Here is an 18,760-nt window from a genome sequence, read left to right as displayed (position 1 = left end):
CCCGCGAGTACGCCCAGCTCCGCCCCGCGATGTGGTCGGACGACGACTACACCGACCTGTCGTTCGGCGCGCAGTGGCTCTACGAGTACCTGCTCACCTCGCCGACCCTGACGTTCGCCGGCGTCGCGGACTGGCGTCCCGGACGGATCGCGACGAAGGCGAAGGGACTCACGGCCGACCTCGTCCGGACGTTCGCGGCTGAGCTCGAGGTCGGGCAGTTCATCCTCATCGACCACGAGAACGAGGAGGTCCTGATCAGGTCGTTCGCGAAGCACGACGGGCTGCTCAAGCATCCCAAGATGGCCGTCGCATTCGCGAAGGCCGTCGAGGCGATGGAGTCCAAGGCCCTCCGCCAGGTCCTCATCGGGCAGTTGGTGCGCCTGTCGAAGACGTTCCCGGACTGGGCGGCCTGGCGGGTCGACAAGGTGTCCGAGCTCCTCGATCGGCGTTCCCTGTCGTTCGAGGAGGGGCACGCGGTCCTGTCCGTTTCGGCACCGGTTTACCCATCGGTTTTGCCAACGGTTTCGGCATCGGTTTCCCCGAACACGATGGCACCTGGTTCCACACCGGTTTCCACACCCCGAACACCAGCACCTACACCAGCACCTCTACACCAGGCACCGAAGACTTCGTCTTCGGGGTCGCGGCTGACGCCGCTCCGACGACGACGCGGAAGCCTGCGGCATCGAAGGGCACCCGCCTCCCTGAGCCGTTCACGATCACCCCGGAGATGGTCGCCTGGGCGCAGAAGGAGTGCCCGGGCGTGGACGGACGCCGGGCCACGGCCGCGTTCATCGACTACTGGCGGGCCCAGCCAGGGCAGAAGGGCGTCAAGCTCGACTGGGTGGCGACGTGGCGGAACTGGCTGCGACGCGAGACCGAAACCGGAGGGACCCGCCCGGCCCAGCAGCAGTCCGTAGCCCCTCGCGTGCCCCACGTGTCCGAGGTCGACACGTACGGTTTCGGACCCGGGATCCGCTGCCACCACGGCACGACGTTCCACGACCCAGAGTGCGAGGAGTGCGATGCGGAGCAGGCGGCCCGACGTGCGGCCAGGAAGGCCGGTGGCATGTGGCCGTGATGACCGCGGACCACGCCCTGATCGGGCTGGCCCTCCTGCACGCTGACGTCGCCGACGACATCGCCGTCGACCCGGACGACTTCACCGACCCGCGGTGCTCGGCCGTGTGGGCCACGATCCGCGGGCTGCGCGGCCTAGGGAAGCCGACCGACCCGATCACTGTCCTGGACGCGCTGCCCGGGGACGTGCGCGGCGTCGACGGCGTCTGGCTGGCCGAGGCGGTCGCCGCCGCCCCAGTCCGGGCATCGGCGGAGCATCACGCGTCCCTCGTCCTGGAAGCGGCGACCCGGCGGCGCCTCGTCGAGACCGCGGGCCGGATCCGGCAAGGCGTCGAGGAGAAGATCCCTGCCGCCGACCTCGTCGAGATGGCCCGCGGGTGGATCGACACCACGACCCGTGACGTGTCCGCCGGCGGGTACCTGGCGGACATCCTCGGAGACTTCGTCGACCAGCTCGAAACCCAGCCGAAGGTGGTCCCGACCCCGTGGGCTGACCTGAACCACCTGATCGGCGGGTGGCGGCCGGGCTGCATGTACGTCATCGGCGCCCGACCCGGTGCGGGCAAGACCCTGATGGCCGTCCAGGCCGCTCTCGGGCTCGCCGCGACCGGGCACGTCGCCCTGAACAACCTCGAGATGTCCCGCCACGAGGTCATGGCCCGCATCGTCGCGCAGACCGCCCTGGTGAACCTGGGAGCGATCATCGACCACCGGCTCACCGAGGACGACTGGGCGAAGGTCGCCCGCGTCGTGCCCGACGTCAACGCTCTCCCGCTGTCGATCGACGACAACCCGAGGGTCTCGACAACAGACGTCCGATCCCATGCGCGCACCGTCGCCCGCCGCGGCCACCTCGCCGGCGTCGTCGTGGACTACATCCAGCTCATGCGCGATCCCTCCGGTGGGAAGCGCATGCGGTCCGAGGTCGTCGCCGAGTTCTCGCGCGACCTGAAGATCCTCGCCAAGGAGCTCCACGTGCCGGTCCTCGTCCTCGCCCAGCTGAACCGTGGGCCGATGGCCAGGGCTGGCGCGAAGCCGATGATGTCTGACCTGAAGGAGTCCGGGGCCCTGGAGCAGGACGCCGACGTCGTCATCCTGCTCTCGGAGAACCCGGACCACCCGGAGGAGACGCTGACGATCGTCGACAAGAACCGGTGGGGCGCCAAGGGCGACTTCCTACTGCTCAAGCGCGGCCACTACGCGCGCCTGGACAACTTCCAGCGCTGACCCGACCGCCGTCGGGAAGCTCACCGGGGCGGCTGGCATGTCGCTGAGGCTTCACCCACTGACACCGCAGGTTCGAGGTTGCATCGTTCGGTGACACTCGGTAACGTGAGGGTTGTTGCACCAACCCACCACAGATCACCGGAGTGAACCACCATGAACGAGTCCCCGACGTACGGCAAGACGATCCTGCGGGCCCTGCAGGGCAAGCACGTCTACGGCGGCACCGTCCCCGCCGCGACCGTCGCCAAGCGCCGCGCCGCGAACCGCGCCGCCCGCCGCTCCCGCGCCATCAACCGCGGCCGCTGACCATGGCCACCACGACCCGGCCGCAGCACCGTGGCCGCCACCTCGCCCCCATGACGGGGGCGCAGGAGGTGGCCGACCAGCAGGCGTACACCGCCTACCTCAACGCCGAGAGCGCGACTGCACGCGGTGCCCACCACCACACCGCGCTCCACCTCGAGGTGCGTGCCGCGCGAAACGCGTTCGAGACGACGTTCCACGGCCGCATGGCCCTCAACGAGCGCGCCCGGCGCGCCGAGCAGCGGCGCTGGCAGGACGGGGAGGCGGCCTGATGGGCGACGACTACTGGGCCCCGCGTGATGTCGCCGCCCGCGCCATCTGCCTGCAGAGGAAGTACCGGCGCCCGCACACCAACGCGTTCGACATCCTCACCGTCGCCGCTGACCTCCTCGCCGAGCGCGCCGCCGACTACCTGGCCCTCGAGATCGACAGCGATGACGAGGACTACAAGGCCACCGCGCTCAACACCGCCCGCGCGCACACCGCAGCCCGCGAGCTCGTCCTCGCGTCCCGGCGCCGCCTGATCGCCCGCCAGCGCCGAACCAAGGTCGTGGCCGAGTGAGCGGCGTCGGGCGGCACCACGACCCGGCAAACCCATCCATGGGGTTCGGGTACGCCTCCACGATCGACGGCGCCGAACCCGCCGTGCGGGGTTCGGGCCGCCACGCCGCCGCGCCCTGCACCGGAGACGACACGTGGACGGTCGACATGTGGCGGCACATCGCCACCACCCGGGACACCTACCCGACGACGGCGGACACCGCCCAGTACTGGGCCGACTTCGCCGTGTTCAAGCGGGGCGTGTCCCGCGCACTCGACGAGATCGCCCGCCGCGAGTTCGAGACCTGGCTCTGGCCGCAGATCACAGACCTCGGAGGAACCCGATGACCTACCAGACGATCACCGTCACCACCCAGGCCGACCTGGACGCCGCGCTGAAGGAGCACGGCGCCGACTGGCGGACCACGATCCTGATCGACTCCCCCACGGGGGTGTGGCTGAAGATCAGCTCGTCCGGCTCGGCCACCGTCCGGGCGTCCGGCTCGGCCACCGTCCGGGCGTCCGGCTCGGCCACCGTCCGGGCGTCCGGCTCGGCCACCGTCGAGGCGTTCGACTCGGCCACCGTCCGGGCGTCCGGCTCGGCCACCGTCGAGGCGTTCGACTCGGCCACCGTCGAGGCGTTCGACTCGGCCACCGTCCGGGCGTTCGACTCGGCCACCGTCCGGGCGTTCGGCTCGGCCACCGTCCGGGCGTCCGGCTCGGCCACCGTCGAGGCGTTCGGCTCGGCCACCGTCCGGGCGTCCGGCTCGGCCACCGTCGAGGCGTTCGACTCGGCCACCGTCGAGGCGTTCGACTCGGCCACCGTCCGGGCGTTCGACTCGGCCACCGTCCGGGCGTTCGGCTCGGCCACCGTCCGGGCGTCCGGCTCGGCCACCGTCGAGGCGTTCGACTCGGCCACCGTCCGGGCGTCCGGCTCGGCCACCGTCGAGGCGTTCGACTCGGCCACCGTCGAGGCGTTCGACTCGGCCACCGTCCGGGCGTTCGACTCGGCCACCGTCGAGGCGACGCCCTACGTGGCCGTGCACCTGCACTCCGCGCGCGTCACCCTCACCGGCGGCGTTGTCATCGACGTCACCGGGCTCGACCTCACCGACCCGCAGACCTGGGTCGACTACACGGGCGCCGAGGTGATCGATGACCGCGTGGTGCTCTACAAGGCCGTCGACGACGAGCTGCGCGCCGGGCACTCCTACCGCCTCACCGCGTACCCGGTCGGCGAGGACGTCACCGCCCCTGACTGGCGCGACGACCACGGGTGCGGGTACGGACTCCACGCGTCCCCGCACCCCCACCAGGCGCTCGCCCACTACGGCGACGCCAAGCGGATGCTGCGCGTCACCGTCCCGCTCGCCGACCTGCGCCCCATCCCCGGCGGCACCGCCAAGGCCAAGGCCGCCACGGTGCACGTCCTCGACGAGGTGTCGCTCGACGGCGAGCCGCTGAGTGGTGTCCGATGAGCCACCTGCCCGAGACCGCCTACGACGGCCACCGCGCCGAGCACGTCCACCACGCTGGGCAGATCGCGAACGGCACCCGCGTCACCGTCCTGGACGCGCAGGGCACACCGTGCGGGTCTGGCGTCGTCACCTCCTATGACCCGGACGACCGCCGCTACCGGATCTCCCTCGACAGCGGGTACGAGACGTACCGGTACTGGGACGGGTTCCTGCCCGCCTCCCCTGACTGCGTCACCTGGTCCCGCGCCGACACCCGCCGACCAGCCGCGGGCCCAGCGAGCCTCCCGCCGATCGGCGCGCACGAGACCCTCCACCGCGTCCCCGCGCACCGGGTCGCTGTCGGCCCGACCGGGCGGCGCAGCATCGTCGAGCTCGACGCTGTCGAGTCCGCCGTCAAGGCAGTCCTCGACGCGGCTGGTCCGCTCGTGACCGACCTCCTCGTCATGGACGGCCCGAAGGCCATCGACCTCGATGCCTGGCCGGCCGCCCGCGCCCTCATCGACGCCCACCGCGCACTGACGGCGGTGCAGGGATGAGCGCCCCTCAGATCGGCGACACCGTCGCATTCGAGCAGCACCACGGCATCACCCTCACCGGCACCGTCATGGCCGAGGAGCTGCGCGGAATGTCCCGGTGGCTCGAGGTCGACGTCGACGGCGGGTTCCACTTCCACCCCGCGGCGCGGCTGAGGGTCGTGACCCCGGCCGCCAGGGCGGTGCCCTCCCCTGCCCTGGCGGCCGGCACCAGCCAGGACCAGCCGGTCGGTGAGGTCCCGCCCGGGCTGGAGCACCTCATCACCAAGGCCGTGGGTCGCGCCAGCGTCGCCGCCCTCGCGTTCGTCGAGGCGTTCCGTGTGTCTGGCCTCGACCCGGTGTCCATCACCGCGCTCGTCGACGCCGCCAACGCCTGGGAGCGGGCCCGCTGATGGCCCAGCGACACAGCGACCCCGACGAGCGCGCCTACTTCCTCGCCGCACTCGAAGAGGACGTCAGCCCCCTCATCCCCGGCCGGCCGCTCCCCACACGGGCGCCCGTCACCAACACCGAACCCCGCACCGGAGGTACGAAGTGATCCCCCAGCACGGCAAGTCCACCCACCCCGACGTGCTCGCGGCCGTCGATCTCTGGTGGTCCGAGCGGAAGCGCGGCCACGACCAGGTCCTCGCGTTCGCCGCGAAGTACTCCGACGCGGAGAAGCCCAGCGCCTATGCCGGCGTCCGCATCGACTGGTTCAACGCCGACGGCATCACCGGGCCCATCAAGCCCGGCAACGGCCAGTGGAAGGTCAACGGACACGGGTACGCCCCGTACAAGTCGAACCCGGTCAACAAGGAGTTCGAGGCGACGTTCGTCAAGCTGCCCGCCATCCCGGGGCTTCCGGCGATCATGTTCTCCGCGGACCAGAGCCACTTCCTGTACCCGCGCGCGTTCGTCTGGGACGGCGCCGCCTACTACAGCCTCCCGCAGCCCGCCCATCACGACGAGGGCGATACCGAGCGGACCGCCGACTACTGGACCGAGATCCTCGCGTCCGAGTACCACCGCGCCCACGAGTTCTACACCGGCAAGGCGGTGGCGGCATGACCCGCTACTTCGAGTACCGCGGCGGCGCAGTCGTCCCCGTGCCCGACGGGTCCAACCTCGCCTACGAGTACGACATGGGCCAGCGGCGCGACCACACCGAGGTCAAGATCGCCCCGCTTGACGCCATCGTCATCAGCCGCAAGGACCTCCCGCCGGTCGAGTACATCGACGGTGGCGAGCAGGTGCACGCCAACACCTACGTCGAGTCGTCCGAGAACCCCGCTCAGCTGCGCGAGTACGCCATCGCTCTTCTGGCGATGGCCGACCATGTCGAGAAGCACCCGCCCGTGGACGAGGAGCAGGTCAAGGCGCTTTCGACCTTGCTCTGGGGCATGTCGCTGACCGCTGATGCCACGGTGCTCGCCCGCCGCCTCGTCGAGCGCGGCGTCCGCGTGGAGGTGACCGTGTGACGCACCTCGACGACATCCTCGACCCAATCGACCTCGAGCAGGCGATCGACGGCGGGTTCGTGCGGGAGCGCACCCACCCTGACGACCCGGCGCTGCGGATCCTGAACTACACCGAGCGCGCCCAGTACGAGAACGTGTGGACGCCCGCGACCCGCAACTGCCGGGGACTGATCCACCGCGACGGGTACGTCGTCGCCCGCCCCTGGGCAAAGTTCTTCAACTACGGGCAGCACCCCGACAAGGCGCTCGACCTGCAGGCCCCCGTGCAGGTGACCGACAAGATGGACGGCTCCCTCGGGATCCTCTACTGGGCGCCCGACGGCGAGCCGGCGATCGCCACCCGCGGGTCGTTCGCCTCCGAGCAGGCGATCCATGCGACACAGCTGCTGCGCACGAAGTACGCAGACTGGCAGCCGTCCGATCCGTGGTCGACGTACCTGTTCGAGATCGTGTACCCCGAGAACCGGATCGTCGTCGACTACGGGCAGCGGGACGACCTCGTCCTCCTCGGCGCGGTGGACATCGAGACCGGAGCCGACGCCTGGCTTCCCAACACCGAGCCCGACTGGCCCGGCCCCCGCACCACAGTCTTTCCTGCGGAGACCCTGGCCGACGCGCTCGCCATGCCGCCGCGCCCGAACGCAGAGGGAGTCGTCGTCCTGTTCGAGGGCGACATGCGCGTGAAGGTCAAGCAGGACGACTACCTCGCCCTGCACCGCATCATCACCGGCCTGTCCGAGCGCTCCGTGTGGGAACACCTCGCCAGCAACGGCGGCACGTACACCGGTCTGCTCGAGTCGATCCCCGACGAGTTCCATGGGTGGGTCACCGACAAGGCCGAGGCGCTGCGCGACCGGCACGCGATCGCATTCGGTGCCGCCCAGGCCCGGCACGAGGAGATCCTCGACGTCCTCGGTGACGGTTTCGAGCGCCGCGAGTACGCCGCCGCGGCCGCCGAGTCTCCGCACCGTGCGCTGCTGTTCCAGCTCCTCGACGGCCGCGACCCCTCCCCTGCCATCTGGAAGACCCTCCGCCCCGTCGGCGCCACGCCGATGCGCCCATCCTCCGAGGAGACGGCATGACCACCCTCGCCATCACCCGCGGGTACCCAGGCTCCGGCAAGACAACCCGCGCCCTGCAGTGGGTCAACGCGAAGCCCTCCGACCGGGCCCGCGTCAACCGTGACGACCTGCGCCACGCCCTGTACGGCAGGCACACCGGACTCACCTACGAGCAGGAGCAGGCCGTCACCAAGGCGCAGCACGCCGCCACCGAGGCGCTCCTGCGCACCGGACGCGACGTCGTCATCGACGACACCAACCTGCGCCTCCGTAACGCCCGCTCCTGGGCTGACCTCGCGGTCCGGCTCAGCGTCGACTTCGAGGTCTGGGACATCACCACCACTGTCGACGAGGCCATCGCCCGCGACGAGCACCGCGGCATGACCGGGCACCGCAACGTCGGCGCCGACGTCATCAGCAACTTCGCCGGGCGCTACCCACAGCCCTGGCCTGAGGTGAAGCCCACCCCGCGGCAGCCTGACGACGCGCCGGCGCGCTACGTGCCCGACCCGAACAAGCCTGAGGCGATCATCGTCGACCTCGACGGCACCCTCGCCCGCAACGTCACCGGCCGGGAGTTCTACGGTGTCGGCCTCGACCGCGTGTACGAGGACGACGTCGTTGCCAACGTGCGCCTGGCGGTCGCCCGCCTCTCGGACGGGCCTGACGAGCCCGTGCACATCGTGTTCATGTCCGGGCGCAACGAGCGCGCCCGCGCCGAGACCACGCGCTGGCTCCTGGACAAGACCGGCTGGAACCCGGCCGGCGACCCGACCGTGCATCTGTTCATGCGCGCCGACGGCGACACGCGCCCCGACTACATCGTGAAGGCCGAGCTCTTCGACCACCACGTACGCGAGACGTTCCACGTCCTGTGGGCGCTCGACGACCGCGACCAGGTCGTCAAGCTCTGGCGCGCCATGGGCCTCACCTGCTTCCAGGTCGCGGAGGGGACGTTCTGATGACCCACGAGATCACCGTCGATGTCGACCGCCGCCTCTCCCCCCACGGCCGGCAGGAGGCAGCAGAGTGAACGCCGAGTACCGCGCACTTCTGGAGCGCAAGGCGCAGGCGGCCGACACCGGCGGGTTCGAGCCAGCCAACCTTCCCGACCACCTGTTCGGCTTCCAGCGGGCCCTGGTCGAGTGGGCGGTGCACTCTGGCCGCGGCGCCATCTTCGCGGACTGCGGCCTGGGGAAGACTCCGATGGAGCTCGCCTGGGCAGAGCAGGTGCATAGGCACACTGGGCGCCCCGTGCTGCTGCTGACCCCGCTGGCTGTCGGGTTTCAGGTCATGGGCGAGGCGGAGAAGTTCGGTCACGACGCCGGACTCTCCCGGTCCGGTCGAGTCGCCGCGGCGATCACGGTCACGAACTACGAGCAGCTCGTTGCGGGGAAGTTCGACCCGTCCGACTTCGCAGGCGTCGTCGCGGATGAGTCGTCCGCGATCAAGGCTTTCGATGGGGTGACCCGGGCCGCTGTCACCGAGTTCATGCGCCGCATCCCGTACCGGCTGCTCGGCACCGCCACAGCGGCACCGAACGACTGGACTGAGCTCGGCACCTCGTCGGAGTCGCTCGGCCGACTCGGGTACGTCGACATGCTGTCGAGGTTCTTCGTGAACAACCAGCGCACGACGACGAACCGGGCTAGGTTCGCGGCCGCCGGACGGGACGTCGGTTGGCGACTCAAGGGCCACGCTGCGGAGCCGTTCTGGCGGTGGGTCTCTTCATGGGCCCGCGCCGTTCGCCGCCCCTCGGACATCGGCTTCGACGACGACGGGTACGTGCTGCCCGAGCTGCTAGAGCGGCAGACCGTCATCGAGGCGACCCACCCCCGCGAAGGCACGCTGTTTGACGTGCCGGCATCGGGTCTGGCTGAGGAACGTGAAGAGACCCGCCGCACCCTGACCGAACGCTGCGAAACCGCGGCCGCCACACTCGAGCACACCGACCGCGCGGTCGCATGGTGCCACCTCAACGACGAGTCCCACCTGCTCACGCAACTGATCGACGGAGCGGTGGAGGTCGCCGGAGCCGACAGCCCAGGCGAGAAGGAGGACAAGCTCGCCGCGTTCACGCGCGGAGAGATCCGTGTCCTGGTCACGAAGCCGTCAATCGGAGCGTGGGGCCTGAACTGGCAGCACGCCCACCGGATGACGTACTTCCCCAGCCACTCGTACGAGCAGTACTACCAGGCCGTACGCCGCATGTGGCGCTTCGGTCAGACCAGCCCTGTCTACGTCGACGTCATCACCACGACCGGCGGACAGAAGGCGCTGGCGAACCTGCAGCGGAAGGCGACACAGGCCGACGGCATGTTTGCCGCCCTCATCGAACACATGAACGGCGCCCGCGACGTCGCCCGCCACACCTACGACCAGCCTCTGGAGATCCCGTCATGGGTGCACTGAACCAGCGCGTTACCGACCGGTACGCGATCTACAACGCCGACTGCATGGACGTCCTCGCCGCCCTGCCAGACGAGTCCGTGCACGGGTCGATCTACTCCCCGCCGTTCGCCGGGCTGTACCACTACAGCAGCGACGACCGGGACTTCTCCAACGCCCGCGACTACGACGAGTTCCGCGAGATGTACGGCTACCTCGTCGCGGAGAAGCTGCGCGTGACTATGCCGGGGCGAACCACCGGGGTCCACGCCGCCGTCGTCCCGACAGGGAACACCGGCAAGGACGCCCTCACCGACTTCCCCGGTGACGTCATCCGCATCCACCAGGCCGCCGGCTGGCAGTTCGTCGCCCGCCACGTCATCTGGAAGGAACCCCTCGCGGTCCGCAACCGAACCATGGCGAAGAACCTGGCACACAAGACCATCGTCACCGACTCCTCGTACGGCGGTGTCGCAGCGCCCGACGAGCTGCTGATCTTCCGCAAGCCAGGCGACTCCGTCGTACCACTCGAACACCTACACGGGTTCGAGAACGGGTACGCCGGCGCAGAACCGATACCGTCCGACCTCCTCAAGTACCGAGGGTGGGACGGAGACCAGAAGTCCAACCGCTACTCCCACTGGATCTGGCGCCGCTACGCGTCAAGCGTGTGGGACGACGTGCGCATCGACCGCGTCCTGCCATTCCGTGACGCCCGTGACGAGGACGACGAGAAGCACGTCCACCCGCTGCAGCTTGACGTCATCGAGCGATACCTCGACATGCGCACCCTTCCCGGCGAGCGTGTCCTGACCCCGTTCATGGGTGTCGGGTCCGAGGTCTACTCCACCGTGCGCATGGGCCGGTACGGGATCGGCGCTGAGCTCAAGCCGTCCTACTTCACACAGGCGATCCGCAACCTTGCGGCCGTGGACGAGGACATCGACATGCAGGAGAACGACCTCGGCCTGTTCGATCTGGGCACTTCCGACCCTGCCGGCGACTACGAGGGAGGCGCAGCATGACCGCCAACCTCACGCTCACGGACCTGTTCTGCGGCGCCGGCGGCAGCTCGACGGGCGCCGTGGCGGTCCCAGGGGTGACCGTCCGCCTGGCCGCGAACCACTGGGCGCGGGCCATCGAGACGCACAACACGAACCACCCCGACACCGACCACCTGCAGGCCGACATCTCGAACACCGACCCCCGGTACGTGCCCCACACGGACATGCTCTGGGCGTCACCCGAGTGCACCAACCACTCGCGGGCCAAGGGCCGCAAGATCGCCGCGCAGCCGGACCTGTTCGGCGAGACGATCTCCGAGGACGCCGTACGACGCTCCCGCGCCACCATGTGGGACGTCGTCCGCTTCACCGAGGCGCACCGGTACCGGGCCGTCATCGTGGAGAACGTCGTCGAGGTCGCCGACTGGGGTGACGACGGCACCGCCCGGGGCGGCCTGTTCGACGCGTGGCTCCTCGCGATGCGCAACCTCGGCTACCAGCACCGCGTCATCTCGCTCAACTCGATGCACGCGCAGCGCCTCGGTCTGCCCGCACCGCAGTCCCGCGACCGGGTCTACATCGTGTTCTGGCGCCGCGGCGAGCGGGCCCCGGACTTCGAGCAGATGCTCCGCCCGCAGGCGTGGTGCCCCACCTGCGAACGCGTCGTGGAGGCGCGGCAGTGGTGGAAGAAGGGCGACGGCCGCCGACCAGGCCGGTACCGGGCCCAGTACCTGTACCGCTGCCCGAACACGGCGTGCCGCAACCAGGTCGTCGAGCCGGCGTGGCTGCCCGCCTCGAGCATCATCGACTGGTCGAACCTGGGTGTGCGCATCGGTGACCGGGACAAGCCGCTGTCGCCGAAGACGATGCGTCGCATCGAGGTGGGGATCGAACGGTACTGGCAGCCGTTGACGGTCGAGATGGTCAACGGGTACGACGCTGCAGACCCGAAGCACCCGGGGTTCGGGGACCCGTCGTCCTACTACCGGGCGTGGCCGACGTCGGACGTGCTGCGCACCATCCCGGCGACGGACGGCACCAAGGCGATCGCCACACACCCGATGCTGGTGCCGGTTGAGGGACGGGCTGCGGAGGATCGGGCACGGTCCATGCTGTACCCGTCGCGGGCCATGACGACCCGCTCGGAGACGGGCATCGTCTACCCGCCGTTCATCGCCGAGCTGCGCGGTGGCGGGTCGACCGCGCGTCGTGCATCTGACGCGTTGGCTACGGTCACGGCGTCGGGCAACCACCACGCGCTTGTCATGACCAACACGCACAGCAACCGGGCCAGACCGGCGTGGGAAGCGGCGCCGACGATGACGACTGCCGGCGGCGGCGGCCACGCGCTCATCACCCCGTCGGGCGGTACATGGAACGAGGACGCCCGATCAGCCGCAGGCCCCATGCCGACGATGCTGACCCGGGAGGCGTACGGGCTGATCCACCGCAACAACGGCGGTGGCCCCGAGATGACCACACCGGCGCGCGAGCCGATACGCACCGTCACGACCGCCGGCCACCAGTCGGTCCTCACCGCCGACCGCCCCACCGTCGACGTCAACGACGTCTACTTCCGCATGCTCGAGCCCTCGGAGATCAAGCAGGCGATGGCGTTCCCCGCGGACTACGTGATGGTCGGCACCCGACGTGAGCAGGTCAAGCTCTCCGGGAACGCAGTCACCCCGCCGGCGGCTCGCGACCTGATCGCGACGGTCGTCGAGGCCATCACAGACGAGGCGGTGGCCGCATGACCCGGGAGCGTCTGCCGCGGATGAACGTGTGGCCGGCCGACTTCCAGCCGCGCCGCTGGCTGACGGACGACGAGGCCGCCCAGGCTGCGTGCGCGCAGGCTGACCCGGATGCGTGGTTCCCGGAGCGGGGAGGTTCCACACAGGAGCCGAAGCGACTCTGCGCGACCTGCCCGATCCGCCTGGCGTGCCTCACAGTCGGTCTGACGCGGCGGGAGCCGCACGGGATCTACGGCGGCACGACAGTCAAGGAGCGGACTTCCATGCTGAAGCGATCCGCGCTGGACTCACCAGGACTTCCAACTGAGTCGGCCGGACTGACTTCCGAACGCTCCCCATTGGTTGCTGGTAGTTGCTGAATCTCCAACTAGGTCAGCAATGCACGTGCAGTTCAGAGCGTTTAAACGCATTCCGTGTTGCTAGCAATGAGGAGCCAGCAACCTGAGTCCCTGCTTGGAGGTCCCAGCTTCGAGGTTCGCAAGTCCCAACCGATCTGCGTCCAGTCGGAGCTCCCTGGGACCAACTCGCTTGACTCCACCCCGCTCCAACTGGCCAGACGCTGCGTTCGCTGAGTTCGGAGACAGTTGAAGCGGATTGGTCAGGAGCAGTCCGGTTGAATCCAGTTCCGGCTCGCCGCACGCGCCATTGCGGTCGCTGCCGGGACGGCGACGAGGGGCGGGAGCCGGCGGGTGATGGGCCGCTCCGTGGGAGGCGTTCACGAGCACGTGAATGTCGCGCTACGATTCTTGTCGTCAGACAGGAATGGCGGCCTGCGACCTCGGTGAGTCTTGGCGGAAACACGAGGTGCGCAGGCCGCCCCTAGCAACCGGAAGTTGGTCACCAGCAACATGCACCAGCACTCTACAGGGTGTGCGATCCGAGGCACCTTCGAGTCCCTCACCGTCAGGGACCACGAGCGGCGTGACGCGCTCATCGCGATCGCCCTCACCAGCGATGCCGACGCCGAGACCCGCTGCAAGGTGGCGCTCGCGATCCTCTTCAGCGCCACTGGCGACGAGCCGATCCCGCTGATGTAGGCGCCCCTGGACAGATGGTCGGGTCGGGCAGCAGTGACTGCTGCCCGACCCGACCATCCCGAGGGGAGCCGTCTGCGATCGCGATGACGGACCCCCGTCACAGCAGCGGAGCAAGGCTCTCCGAGCGGGTGAAGATCCGCTGATCTCGCCTACTGCCATCAGTGTGGTATCTAGCGCCCAGATCGTCCGGAAGCGGACCTGCCGCGCCAGCGAACGGACGAAATCGAACTCCTGTTCGATGCGAGGTCCGCCAGGCACCCCCAAAGGGGGCGCACCTGCTGGCATACGATCGCTGGGCACCAGCAAGAGAGCGACCCTCACTCAGACGCTCCCGCCAAGAAGGTATGAGTGAGGGCCGCACATGAAACCAGAGAGGTTTAGCCGATTGTCACACATCCACGCCAATGACGGCGACGTCACCGTGACCACCGTGCGGTCGCTCGCGACCCGCGCCTACCCATCCGTCAAGAACGACGACCGCAGCTGGTCACCATCCCAGATCGACACCTACACGACCATCGAGCACAAGCTCGGGGCAACGTTCGTGCACGTCAGGCTCAACGACGACCGGACGCTCATCCTGCCCATCGACGAGGCCACCACCCTGCGTGACAACATCACGCTGTCCCTCGCCGACGCCGCCGCACTGGACGCCGCCGCTGGCACCGCGGGCGCGAGGGTCTCGCCGATCGCGGCCTGACCCAGCCAACACGAAGACCCCGACCCGGCGCCGTAGTGGGCGTCCGGGTCGGGGTCTTCTGGCGTGGCAGCGGAGCCATACCAGCCTCCCATGGGGCGAGCGCGCGTAGGCCTGGTACCTGCTCATTCAGTTCACTCGTGCATGCCTCGGGGCCAGGCTGGTGGCGGGCGGGGCCTGATCTGGACCATGCTCCGAAACTAACCCCCGTCACCGAACTTCTACCAGCAAAACATGGGGTGAAACTCGGTAACGTTCGGTAGTATGAGGGTGTGACCGCACGAACCACCCTCGACGCCCTAGCAGACGCTGCCACCGCCGTCGACCACGCCACCGAGCAGCTGCGACAGTCACGCGCACGCCGAGACCACCACCTCCTGCGCGCCCACGCCGCCGGCCACACCCGGCAGGAACTCTCCGAAGCCGGACACCTGTCCCAGCCCGGCGTGCAGAAGATCCTTGCCGCCGCCGGAGCGACCAACCCGGCACTGACACGCAAGCCCAAGGCCGCCTGAATGGGTGCCGTCGCCGCCGGCTGGGTCGTCGCCACCGTCGCGCTCGCCCTCCTGACCTGGTACGCCGTCTGGGACGAACGGACCCGCCGGTGAACCGGGCCGAGTACGCGGCCGCTGTCGCGAAGGACATGCCCGAGAAGGTCCTGCAGGCGCACGTCGAAGCGCTCATGCGTGAGACGTCGTGGCGGTTCTTCCACGCCGCCGACAACCGCCCGAACGCGCGCGGCCACGTCCAGCGCATCAACGCCGGATGGCCCGACCTGTTCGCTGTCCACGTCCGCCAGGGCCGCCGCATCGCGATCGAGCTCAAGCGGCAGAACGGGCGGGTGTCCGACGACCAGAAGGCGTGGCTTGCCGACCTCGAGGCCGTTGGCATTGAAGTGCACGTGTTCCGACCGGACGACCTGCTGTCCGGCCGCATTCTCGCCGCGCTCGCACCGCGGATCACCACCGAGACGAAGGAATGACCATGACGAACCTGACGCACATCTTCGGCGCGTCCGACGACCTGATCGAGGTCGAGGGCGAGATCTCCGACGAGCTGTACCCGCGCCTGCGCGACGCGATCCCCGACACCGTGTCCGTCGGCCTCGCTGACGGCCGTGAGGTGCTCATCAACGTCGAGTACGGCTACGACGGCATCTGGCGGCTCACCCCGACCACCCACGTCGACCTCGTGACGATCACCGCGGCGCGCGGTGACGGCGAGCCCGACGACGTCGACGGCTGCCCCGGCTACTCCGACAAGGCCAGCATCGCCGGCGCCACGTCCGTGCACCTGCTCTCCCAGGAGGGAGCCCGGTGAGCACCCCCGCCATCACCCTGTTCGACCACAACGACGCCCTGTGCGCGGCCTGGCGCGAGGCCTTCGCCGACGTGCCCGACGTGACCGTCGCGCACACCAGCCTCACTGACCTGCCCGCACACGACGTCCTCGTCACCGCGGGGAACTCCCACGCGATCATGGACGGCGGCCTCGACCTCGCCGTGCGTGACCTCCTCGGCCAGCACGTGCAGGACCGGGTGCAGTGGCAGGCGGCGGCCAGCCTCGGCGGGACCATCCCCGTCGGCGCGTGCGTCACCGTGCGCACCGGGCATGAGCGCTTCCCGTGGCTGGTCTACGCACCGACCATGCGGACCCCGCAGACCATCCCGCCGTCGAACGTGCTCCTCGCGACGCTCGCCGTGCTCACCAACCCGTACGACGACGCCCAGCACACGATCGCGATCCCCGGCCTTGGCGCCGGTGCGGGCGGTCTCGCACCCGATGTCGTCGCCCGGACCATGCGCACTGCCTGGGACCTCACGCGAGGTGCCCGATGACCTGGCCCAGCATCGCCCTGATCACGTACCTCGCCCTCAGTGCGCTGATCGTCATCGCCGGCGTCGGCAAGCCGCGGGAGCCGATCACGCCCGGCCTCGCGGTCGGCACCGTCGTGACCACCGCAGCGCTGATCACCCTGGTGGTGATCGCATGAACACCACCGACGACCTGCGGGCGATCCGCGAGCACCTGGCATCCGGCGGACTGGCAGGGCAGGTGCGCCGCCTGATCGATGTCCTGATCGCCGAGCGCGAGGTGGCCGAGCAGATGGAGCGCTACGCCCAGGATCACCGCTCGGAGCCCACCCCGACCCCCGACCAGTCGTCGTCTGCCGCGCCCGCGCAGGGGACGCCGCTGGAGCGGGCCATCGAGCGAGTGCGGCTCTACTACGCCACCGAGGAGGGCATGCTCATCGGGGACGCCGGGGCGGCTCGCAGCATCCTGGCCGCCGCGCTGTCTGACGTCGAGGGGATGCGCGCCGTCATGCGCCGCCACCCCGTGCTGACCGTCCTGCCGAGCGGGCCGGGCTGCAACTGCGGGGCGCCGTGGGACGAGTCCGTGGACCGAGCGCCGACGTTCTGGTTCGCGGCTCACCAGGTCGAGATGCTCCGCGCGCACCTGATGGACGGTGCCCGATGACCGCCGAGCGCATCACGAGCGCGGCCGAGACGCCCGCCGAGATGTCCATCGAGGGCACGTGGCTCGTGGAGGCGGTCGACGGCTGTACCTGTGGTGTCGGTCCTCACGGCTACTACGGCGCCCATGAGCCGGGCTGCGGGAGCGTGCCGCTGGTGAACCTCGCCACCCTCGCCGGGTGGACCGACCTGCTCGCGGGGGCCGAGGCGCGCGGGGCACGGGAGGCGACGCGCGAGGCCAGCGCGCTGCTGCGGCGGTGGGAGTCCACCCCGGCACTGCGCCGCGGGACCGCTGCCCGTGAGCTGCGCGCCGCACTGCCGCGCACCACCCAGACCGGAGGCACCGATGACTGAGCAGACCCCGCTGGACCTGGACGCGCTGCCCGTGGGGAGCGTGGTGCTCGACCGGACCGGTGTCGCGTGGCAGCAGGTGGACACGGAGGCCGGACCACGGTGGGCCGATGCGACCGGTGAGCCCGGTCGCGTCAGCGGGACCCTGCTCGGACGCAAGGGCGGGCCGCTGAGGCTCCTGGGTGATGTGGCCGAGGCGGAGGCGCGCGGGGCACGGGCGGCGGCCGAGCGGATCGCGCAGGCGATCGAGGCCGTCCCCCACGGGCACCGCGCCCTGTACCCGGCCGCGCACTTCGCCAAGATCGCCCGCACCACCGGAGGCACTGATGACTGAGCAGACGACCCCGCTGGACCTGGACGCGATCACCGAGCGGGTGGACGACCTCACCTGGGCATTCGATGAGGAAACCCGTGACCTGAGGGCCGAGGTGCGCCGCCTGACCGCCGCGCTGGCAGAGGCGCGGGCAGCGCGATCCGCGTGGCAGGAGGCTGTCGCACGCATCGGAGAGAGGCGCGGCATCGCATGGGAAATCGAGCGTGCCCGTGCCGAGCGCGCGGAGGCGGCGCTGGCGGAGGTCGCGGCGCTGGCGGCGACCCATGACCGGGGTCGGGGAGGGTGCGTGTGCGACCTGTGCGCCGTCATCGCCCGTGCCGAGCAGACGGAGACCGACCGATGAGCGCGCCCCGACCAGCCTGCCCACACTGCGGCAGCGAGCAGGGCTACCCGACGATGCCCACGCTCATGGGCCACCCGGTCTTCATCTGCGCCTGGTGCAAGCGGGTCGCGCTGGCGTCGGAGTGGGTTGGGTCCGAGCAGACGGAGGCCGACCGTGGCGAGTGACTGGACGCCCACCGACGAGCAGGTGGAGGCGGCGGCACGGGCGGTGTGCCGGGACAAGTACACCACCTGGGACGAATGTGAGATGAGGGGCGCGCACCGACGTGATGCCCGTGCCACCCTGCTCGCTGTCGGCCCCGCCATCCGGGCGCAGGCGTGGCGGGAGGCGGCGGCGTCGGCGCGCGCGTACTCGAACCTCGGGTTCGTGGGCGACTTCCTCGACGCCCGCGCCGACGCCGAGGAGGCCAGCGATGCCCGCGCCTGAGTCCATCACCGACCCGGACGAGATCGACACCCTGCCGCCCGGGTCCATCATCCTGATCCGCCGCCCCGACGGCTTGGACCGCGTGTTCCGGCTCGACGGCGCCGACTGGGTCGGGCTCAGCGAGTGGGGCCACTGGCAGCCCCTCGACCGCGACTGGCTGGTCTGGCCGACCTGGTTGATCTGGCACCCCGACTATGCGACCGGCGAGGGGGCCCGCGATGCCCACTGACCCCTGGACGTGCGGCACCTGCGGCCGCCAGCACCCCGTCCCGT

The 18,760-nt window shown here is 70.1% G+C and carries 32 protein-coding genes; all 32 read left to right on the top strand.

The genetic code is table 11. The features are described 5' to 3' along the window. Nucleotides 1-763: 763 nt before the first annotated feature. Nucleotides 764-1,081 (top strand): hypothetical protein, encoded by a 318-nt coding sequence (locus tag ET471_RS18195; protein ID WP_207207357.1) that lies wholly within the window; start codon nt 764-766, stop codon nt 1,079-1,081. Beyond that, nucleotides 1,081-2,307 carry a replicative DNA helicase gene (locus ET471_RS08305; RefSeq protein WP_129187550.1) on the top strand — a complete coding sequence of 409 codons (1,227 nt, stop codon included), beginning with the start codon at nt 1,081-1,083 and terminating at the stop codon, nt 2,305-2,307. Before ET471_RS18195 ends, ET471_RS08305 begins: the two co-directional genes overlap by 1 nt. Before the next feature lie 153 nt (nt 2,308-2,460). Then, entirely contained in the window at nt 2,461-2,613 is a 153-nt protein-coding gene (locus ET471_RS18015; protein ID WP_165350455.1) for a hypothetical protein, read from the top strand. Between the two features lie 2 nt (nt 2,614-2,615). Further along, nucleotides 2,616-2,882, top strand: a complete 267-nt coding sequence (locus ET471_RS08300) for a hypothetical protein (protein ID WP_129187549.1) — start codon at nt 2,616-2,618, stop codon at nt 2,880-2,882. After that, nucleotides 2,882-3,172 (top strand): hypothetical protein, encoded by a 291-nt coding sequence (locus tag ET471_RS08295; protein ID WP_129187548.1) that lies wholly within the window; start codon nt 2,882-2,884, stop codon nt 3,170-3,172. Before ET471_RS08300 ends, ET471_RS08295 begins: the two co-directional genes overlap by 1 nt. Beyond that, on the top strand, nt 3,169-3,498 hold the full coding sequence (locus ET471_RS08290; RefSeq protein ID WP_129187547.1) for a hypothetical protein: 330 nt from the start codon (nt 3,169-3,171) through the stop codon (nt 3,496-3,498). The genes ET471_RS08295 and ET471_RS08290 overlap by 4 nt, the downstream gene beginning before the upstream one ends. Further along, entirely contained in the window at nt 3,495-4,628 is a 1,134-nt protein-coding gene (locus ET471_RS18520) for a DUF7666 domain-containing protein (RefSeq protein ID WP_242496475.1), read from the top strand. Before ET471_RS08290 ends, ET471_RS18520 begins: the two co-directional genes overlap by 4 nt. After that, nucleotides 4,625-5,164 (top strand): hypothetical protein, encoded by a 540-nt coding sequence (locus tag ET471_RS08275; RefSeq protein ID WP_129187544.1) that lies wholly within the window; start codon nt 4,625-4,627, stop codon nt 5,162-5,164. Before ET471_RS18520 ends, ET471_RS08275 begins: the two co-directional genes overlap by 4 nt. Next, nucleotides 5,161-5,553 carry a hypothetical protein gene (locus ET471_RS08270; RefSeq protein WP_129187543.1) on the top strand — a complete coding sequence of 131 codons (393 nt, stop codon included), beginning with the start codon at nt 5,161-5,163 and terminating at the stop codon, nt 5,551-5,553. Before ET471_RS08275 ends, ET471_RS08270 begins: the two co-directional genes overlap by 4 nt. After that, the gene (locus ET471_RS18010; RefSeq protein ID WP_165350454.1) at nt 5,553-5,699 is read left to right on the top strand and encodes a hypothetical protein; all 147 of its coding nucleotides are present in this window, start codon (nt 5,553-5,555) and stop codon (nt 5,697-5,699) included. Before ET471_RS08270 ends, ET471_RS18010 begins: the two co-directional genes overlap by 1 nt. Beyond that, entirely contained in the window at nt 5,696-6,211 is a 516-nt protein-coding gene (locus ET471_RS08265; RefSeq protein ID WP_129187542.1) for a hypothetical protein, read from the top strand. Before ET471_RS18010 ends, ET471_RS08265 begins: the two co-directional genes overlap by 4 nt. Further along, the gene (locus ET471_RS08260; RefSeq protein ID WP_129187541.1) at nt 6,208-6,621 is read left to right on the top strand and encodes a hypothetical protein; all 414 of its coding nucleotides are present in this window, start codon (nt 6,208-6,210) and stop codon (nt 6,619-6,621) included. The genes ET471_RS08265 and ET471_RS08260 overlap by 4 nt, the downstream gene beginning before the upstream one ends. Then, complete coding sequence (locus tag ET471_RS08255; RefSeq protein ID WP_129187540.1) at nt 6,618-7,703, top strand: RNA ligase; 1,086 nt, start codon at nt 6,618-6,620, stop codon at nt 7,701-7,703. The genes ET471_RS08260 and ET471_RS08255 overlap by 4 nt, the downstream gene beginning before the upstream one ends. Further along, nucleotides 7,700-8,644 (top strand): phosphatase domain-containing protein, encoded by a 945-nt coding sequence (locus ET471_RS08250; protein WP_129187539.1) that lies wholly within the window; start codon nt 7,700-7,702, stop codon nt 8,642-8,644. The genes ET471_RS08255 and ET471_RS08250 overlap by 4 nt, the downstream gene beginning before the upstream one ends. A gap of 67 nt (nt 8,645-8,711) precedes the next feature. Next, on the top strand, nt 8,712-10,094 hold the full coding sequence (locus tag ET471_RS18005) for a DEAD/DEAH box helicase (RefSeq protein ID WP_165350453.1): 1,383 nt from the start codon (nt 8,712-8,714) through the stop codon (nt 10,092-10,094). Further along, nucleotides 10,082-11,095 (top strand): DNA-methyltransferase, encoded by a 1,014-nt coding sequence (locus ET471_RS08245; protein WP_165350452.1) that lies wholly within the window; start codon nt 10,082-10,084, stop codon nt 11,093-11,095. Before ET471_RS18005 ends, ET471_RS08245 begins: the two co-directional genes overlap by 13 nt. Beyond that, nucleotides 11,092-12,828 carry a DNA cytosine methyltransferase gene (locus ET471_RS08240; protein WP_129187537.1) on the top strand — a complete coding sequence of 579 codons (1,737 nt, stop codon included), beginning with the start codon at nt 11,092-11,094 and terminating at the stop codon, nt 12,826-12,828. Before ET471_RS08245 ends, ET471_RS08240 begins: the two co-directional genes overlap by 4 nt. Then, nucleotides 12,825-13,184, top strand: a complete 360-nt coding sequence (locus ET471_RS19110; RefSeq protein WP_129187536.1) for a WhiB family transcriptional regulator — start codon at nt 12,825-12,827, stop codon at nt 13,182-13,184. The genes ET471_RS08240 and ET471_RS19110 overlap by 4 nt, the downstream gene beginning before the upstream one ends. Before the next feature lie 474 nt (nt 13,185-13,658). Further along, the gene (locus ET471_RS08230) at nt 13,659-13,862 is read left to right on the top strand and encodes a hypothetical protein (RefSeq protein ID WP_129187535.1); all 204 of its coding nucleotides are present in this window, start codon (nt 13,659-13,661) and stop codon (nt 13,860-13,862) included. 385 nt (nt 13,863-14,247) lie between these two features. Further along, entirely contained in the window at nt 14,248-14,562 is a 315-nt protein-coding gene (locus ET471_RS08225) for a hypothetical protein (protein WP_129187534.1), read from the top strand. A gap of 269 nt (nt 14,563-14,831) precedes the next feature. Beyond that, complete coding sequence (locus ET471_RS08220) at nt 14,832-15,074, top strand: hypothetical protein (RefSeq protein WP_129187533.1); 243 nt, start codon at nt 14,832-14,834, stop codon at nt 15,072-15,074. A gap of 89 nt (nt 15,075-15,163) precedes the next feature. Next, a complete protein-coding gene (locus tag ET471_RS08215; protein ID WP_129187532.1) occupies nt 15,164-15,541 on the top strand; it encodes a VRR-NUC domain-containing protein in 378 nt (125 codons plus the stop codon). Between the two features lie 2 nt (nt 15,542-15,543). Next, the gene (locus tag ET471_RS08210; RefSeq protein WP_129187531.1) at nt 15,544-15,879 is read left to right on the top strand and encodes a hypothetical protein; all 336 of its coding nucleotides are present in this window, start codon (nt 15,544-15,546) and stop codon (nt 15,877-15,879) included. Then, nucleotides 15,876-16,397 (top strand): macro domain-containing protein, encoded by a 522-nt coding sequence (locus tag ET471_RS08205; protein ID WP_129187530.1) that lies wholly within the window; start codon nt 15,876-15,878, stop codon nt 16,395-16,397. The genes ET471_RS08210 and ET471_RS08205 overlap by 4 nt, the downstream gene beginning before the upstream one ends. Next, a complete protein-coding gene (locus tag ET471_RS18000; protein ID WP_165350451.1) occupies nt 16,394-16,552 on the top strand; it encodes a hypothetical protein in 159 nt (52 codons plus the stop codon). Before ET471_RS08205 ends, ET471_RS18000 begins: the two co-directional genes overlap by 4 nt. Further along, nucleotides 16,549-17,037 (top strand): hypothetical protein, encoded by a 489-nt coding sequence (locus tag ET471_RS08200; protein WP_129187529.1) that lies wholly within the window; start codon nt 16,549-16,551, stop codon nt 17,035-17,037. Before ET471_RS18000 ends, ET471_RS08200 begins: the two co-directional genes overlap by 4 nt. After that, the gene (locus tag ET471_RS08195) at nt 17,034-17,387 is read left to right on the top strand and encodes a hypothetical protein (protein ID WP_129187528.1); all 354 of its coding nucleotides are present in this window, start codon (nt 17,034-17,036) and stop codon (nt 17,385-17,387) included. Before ET471_RS08200 ends, ET471_RS08195 begins: the two co-directional genes overlap by 4 nt. Then, a complete protein-coding gene (locus tag ET471_RS08190; protein WP_129187527.1) occupies nt 17,380-17,718 on the top strand; it encodes a hypothetical protein in 339 nt (112 codons plus the stop codon). Before ET471_RS08195 ends, ET471_RS08190 begins: the two co-directional genes overlap by 8 nt. Next, the gene (locus ET471_RS08185; protein WP_129187526.1) at nt 17,711-18,061 is read left to right on the top strand and encodes a hypothetical protein; all 351 of its coding nucleotides are present in this window, start codon (nt 17,711-17,713) and stop codon (nt 18,059-18,061) included. Before ET471_RS08190 ends, ET471_RS08185 begins: the two co-directional genes overlap by 8 nt. Beyond that, entirely contained in the window at nt 18,058-18,225 is a 168-nt protein-coding gene (locus ET471_RS17995) for a hypothetical protein (RefSeq protein ID WP_165350450.1), read from the top strand. The genes ET471_RS08185 and ET471_RS17995 overlap by 4 nt, the downstream gene beginning before the upstream one ends. Beyond that, nucleotides 18,215-18,487 (top strand): hypothetical protein, encoded by a 273-nt coding sequence (locus tag ET471_RS08180; RefSeq protein WP_129187525.1) that lies wholly within the window; start codon nt 18,215-18,217, stop codon nt 18,485-18,487. The genes ET471_RS17995 and ET471_RS08180 overlap by 11 nt, the downstream gene beginning before the upstream one ends. Next, nucleotides 18,474-18,716, top strand: coding sequence for a hypothetical protein (locus ET471_RS08175; RefSeq protein ID WP_129187524.1), 243 nt, complete (start codon nt 18,474-18,476; stop codon nt 18,714-18,716). The genes ET471_RS08180 and ET471_RS08175 overlap by 14 nt, the downstream gene beginning before the upstream one ends. Nucleotides 18,717-18,760: the final 44 nt, after the last annotated feature.

The organism is Xylanimonas protaetiae (genome assembly GCF_004135385.1).
Lineage (GTDB): Bacteria > Actinomycetota > Actinomycetes > Actinomycetales > Cellulomonadaceae > Xylanimonas > Xylanimonas protaetiae.
This window is presented reverse-complemented; position numbering and strand designations above follow the sequence as displayed.

Excerpts from the sequence above, each read along its gene's own strand:
- ET471_RS08240 (WP_129187537.1), top strand. The coding sequence starts at position 11,092 with ATGACCGCCAACCTCACGCTCACGGACCTGTTCTGCGGCGCCGGCGGC.
- ET471_RS08270 (WP_129187543.1), top strand. The coding sequence starts at position 5,161 with ATGAGCGCCCCTCAGATCGGCGACACCGTCGCATTCGAGCAGCACCAC.
- ET471_RS08250 (WP_129187539.1), top strand. The coding sequence starts at position 7,700 with ATGACCACCCTCGCCATCACCCGCGGGTACCCAGGCTCCGGCAAGACA.
- ET471_RS08190 (WP_129187527.1), top strand. The coding sequence starts at position 17,380 with ATGACTGAGCAGACCCCGCTGGACCTGGACGCGCTGCCCGTGGGGAGC.
- ET471_RS19110 (WP_129187536.1), top strand. The coding sequence starts at position 12,825 with ATGACCCGGGAGCGTCTGCCGCGGATGAACGTGTGGCCGGCCGACTTC.
- ET471_RS08305 (WP_129187550.1), top strand. The coding sequence starts at position 1,081 with ATGACCGCGGACCACGCCCTGATCGGGCTGGCCCTCCTGCACGCTGAC.
- ET471_RS08200 (WP_129187529.1), top strand. The coding sequence starts at position 16,549 with ATGAACACCACCGACGACCTGCGGGCGATCCGCGAGCACCTGGCATCC.
- ET471_RS18010 (WP_165350454.1), top strand. The coding sequence starts at position 5,553 with ATGGCCCAGCGACACAGCGACCCCGACGAGCGCGCCTACTTCCTCGCC.
- ET471_RS08300 (WP_129187549.1), top strand. The coding sequence starts at position 2,616 with ATGGCCACCACGACCCGGCCGCAGCACCGTGGCCGCCACCTCGCCCCC.
- ET471_RS08210 (WP_129187531.1), top strand. The coding sequence starts at position 15,544 with ATGACGAACCTGACGCACATCTTCGGCGCGTCCGACGACCTGATCGAG.
- ET471_RS18000 (WP_165350451.1), top strand. The coding sequence starts at position 16,394 with ATGACCTGGCCCAGCATCGCCCTGATCACGTACCTCGCCCTCAGTGCG.
- ET471_RS18015 (WP_165350455.1), top strand. The coding sequence starts at position 2,461 with ATGAACGAGTCCCCGACGTACGGCAAGACGATCCTGCGGGCCCTGCAG.
- ET471_RS08195 (WP_129187528.1), top strand. The coding sequence starts at position 17,034 with ATGACCGCCGAGCGCATCACGAGCGCGGCCGAGACGCCCGCCGAGATG.
- ET471_RS17995 (WP_165350450.1), top strand. The coding sequence starts at position 18,058 with ATGAGCGCGCCCCGACCAGCCTGCCCACACTGCGGCAGCGAGCAGGGC.
- ET471_RS08275 (WP_129187544.1), top strand. The coding sequence starts at position 4,625 with ATGAGCCACCTGCCCGAGACCGCCTACGACGGCCACCGCGCCGAGCAC.
- ET471_RS18520 (WP_242496475.1), top strand. The coding sequence starts at position 3,495 with ATGACCTACCAGACGATCACCGTCACCACCCAGGCCGACCTGGACGCC.
- ET471_RS08295 (WP_129187548.1), top strand. The coding sequence starts at position 2,882 with ATGGGCGACGACTACTGGGCCCCGCGTGATGTCGCCGCCCGCGCCATC.
- ET471_RS08175 (WP_129187524.1), top strand. The coding sequence starts at position 18,474 with ATGCCCGCGCCTGAGTCCATCACCGACCCGGACGAGATCGACACCCTG.
- ET471_RS08260 (WP_129187541.1), top strand. The coding sequence starts at position 6,208 with ATGACCCGCTACTTCGAGTACCGCGGCGGCGCAGTCGTCCCCGTGCCC.
- ET471_RS08245 (WP_165350452.1), top strand. The coding sequence starts at position 10,082 with ATGGGTGCACTGAACCAGCGCGTTACCGACCGGTACGCGATCTACAAC.
- ET471_RS08185 (WP_129187526.1), top strand. The coding sequence starts at position 17,711 with ATGACTGAGCAGACGACCCCGCTGGACCTGGACGCGATCACCGAGCGG.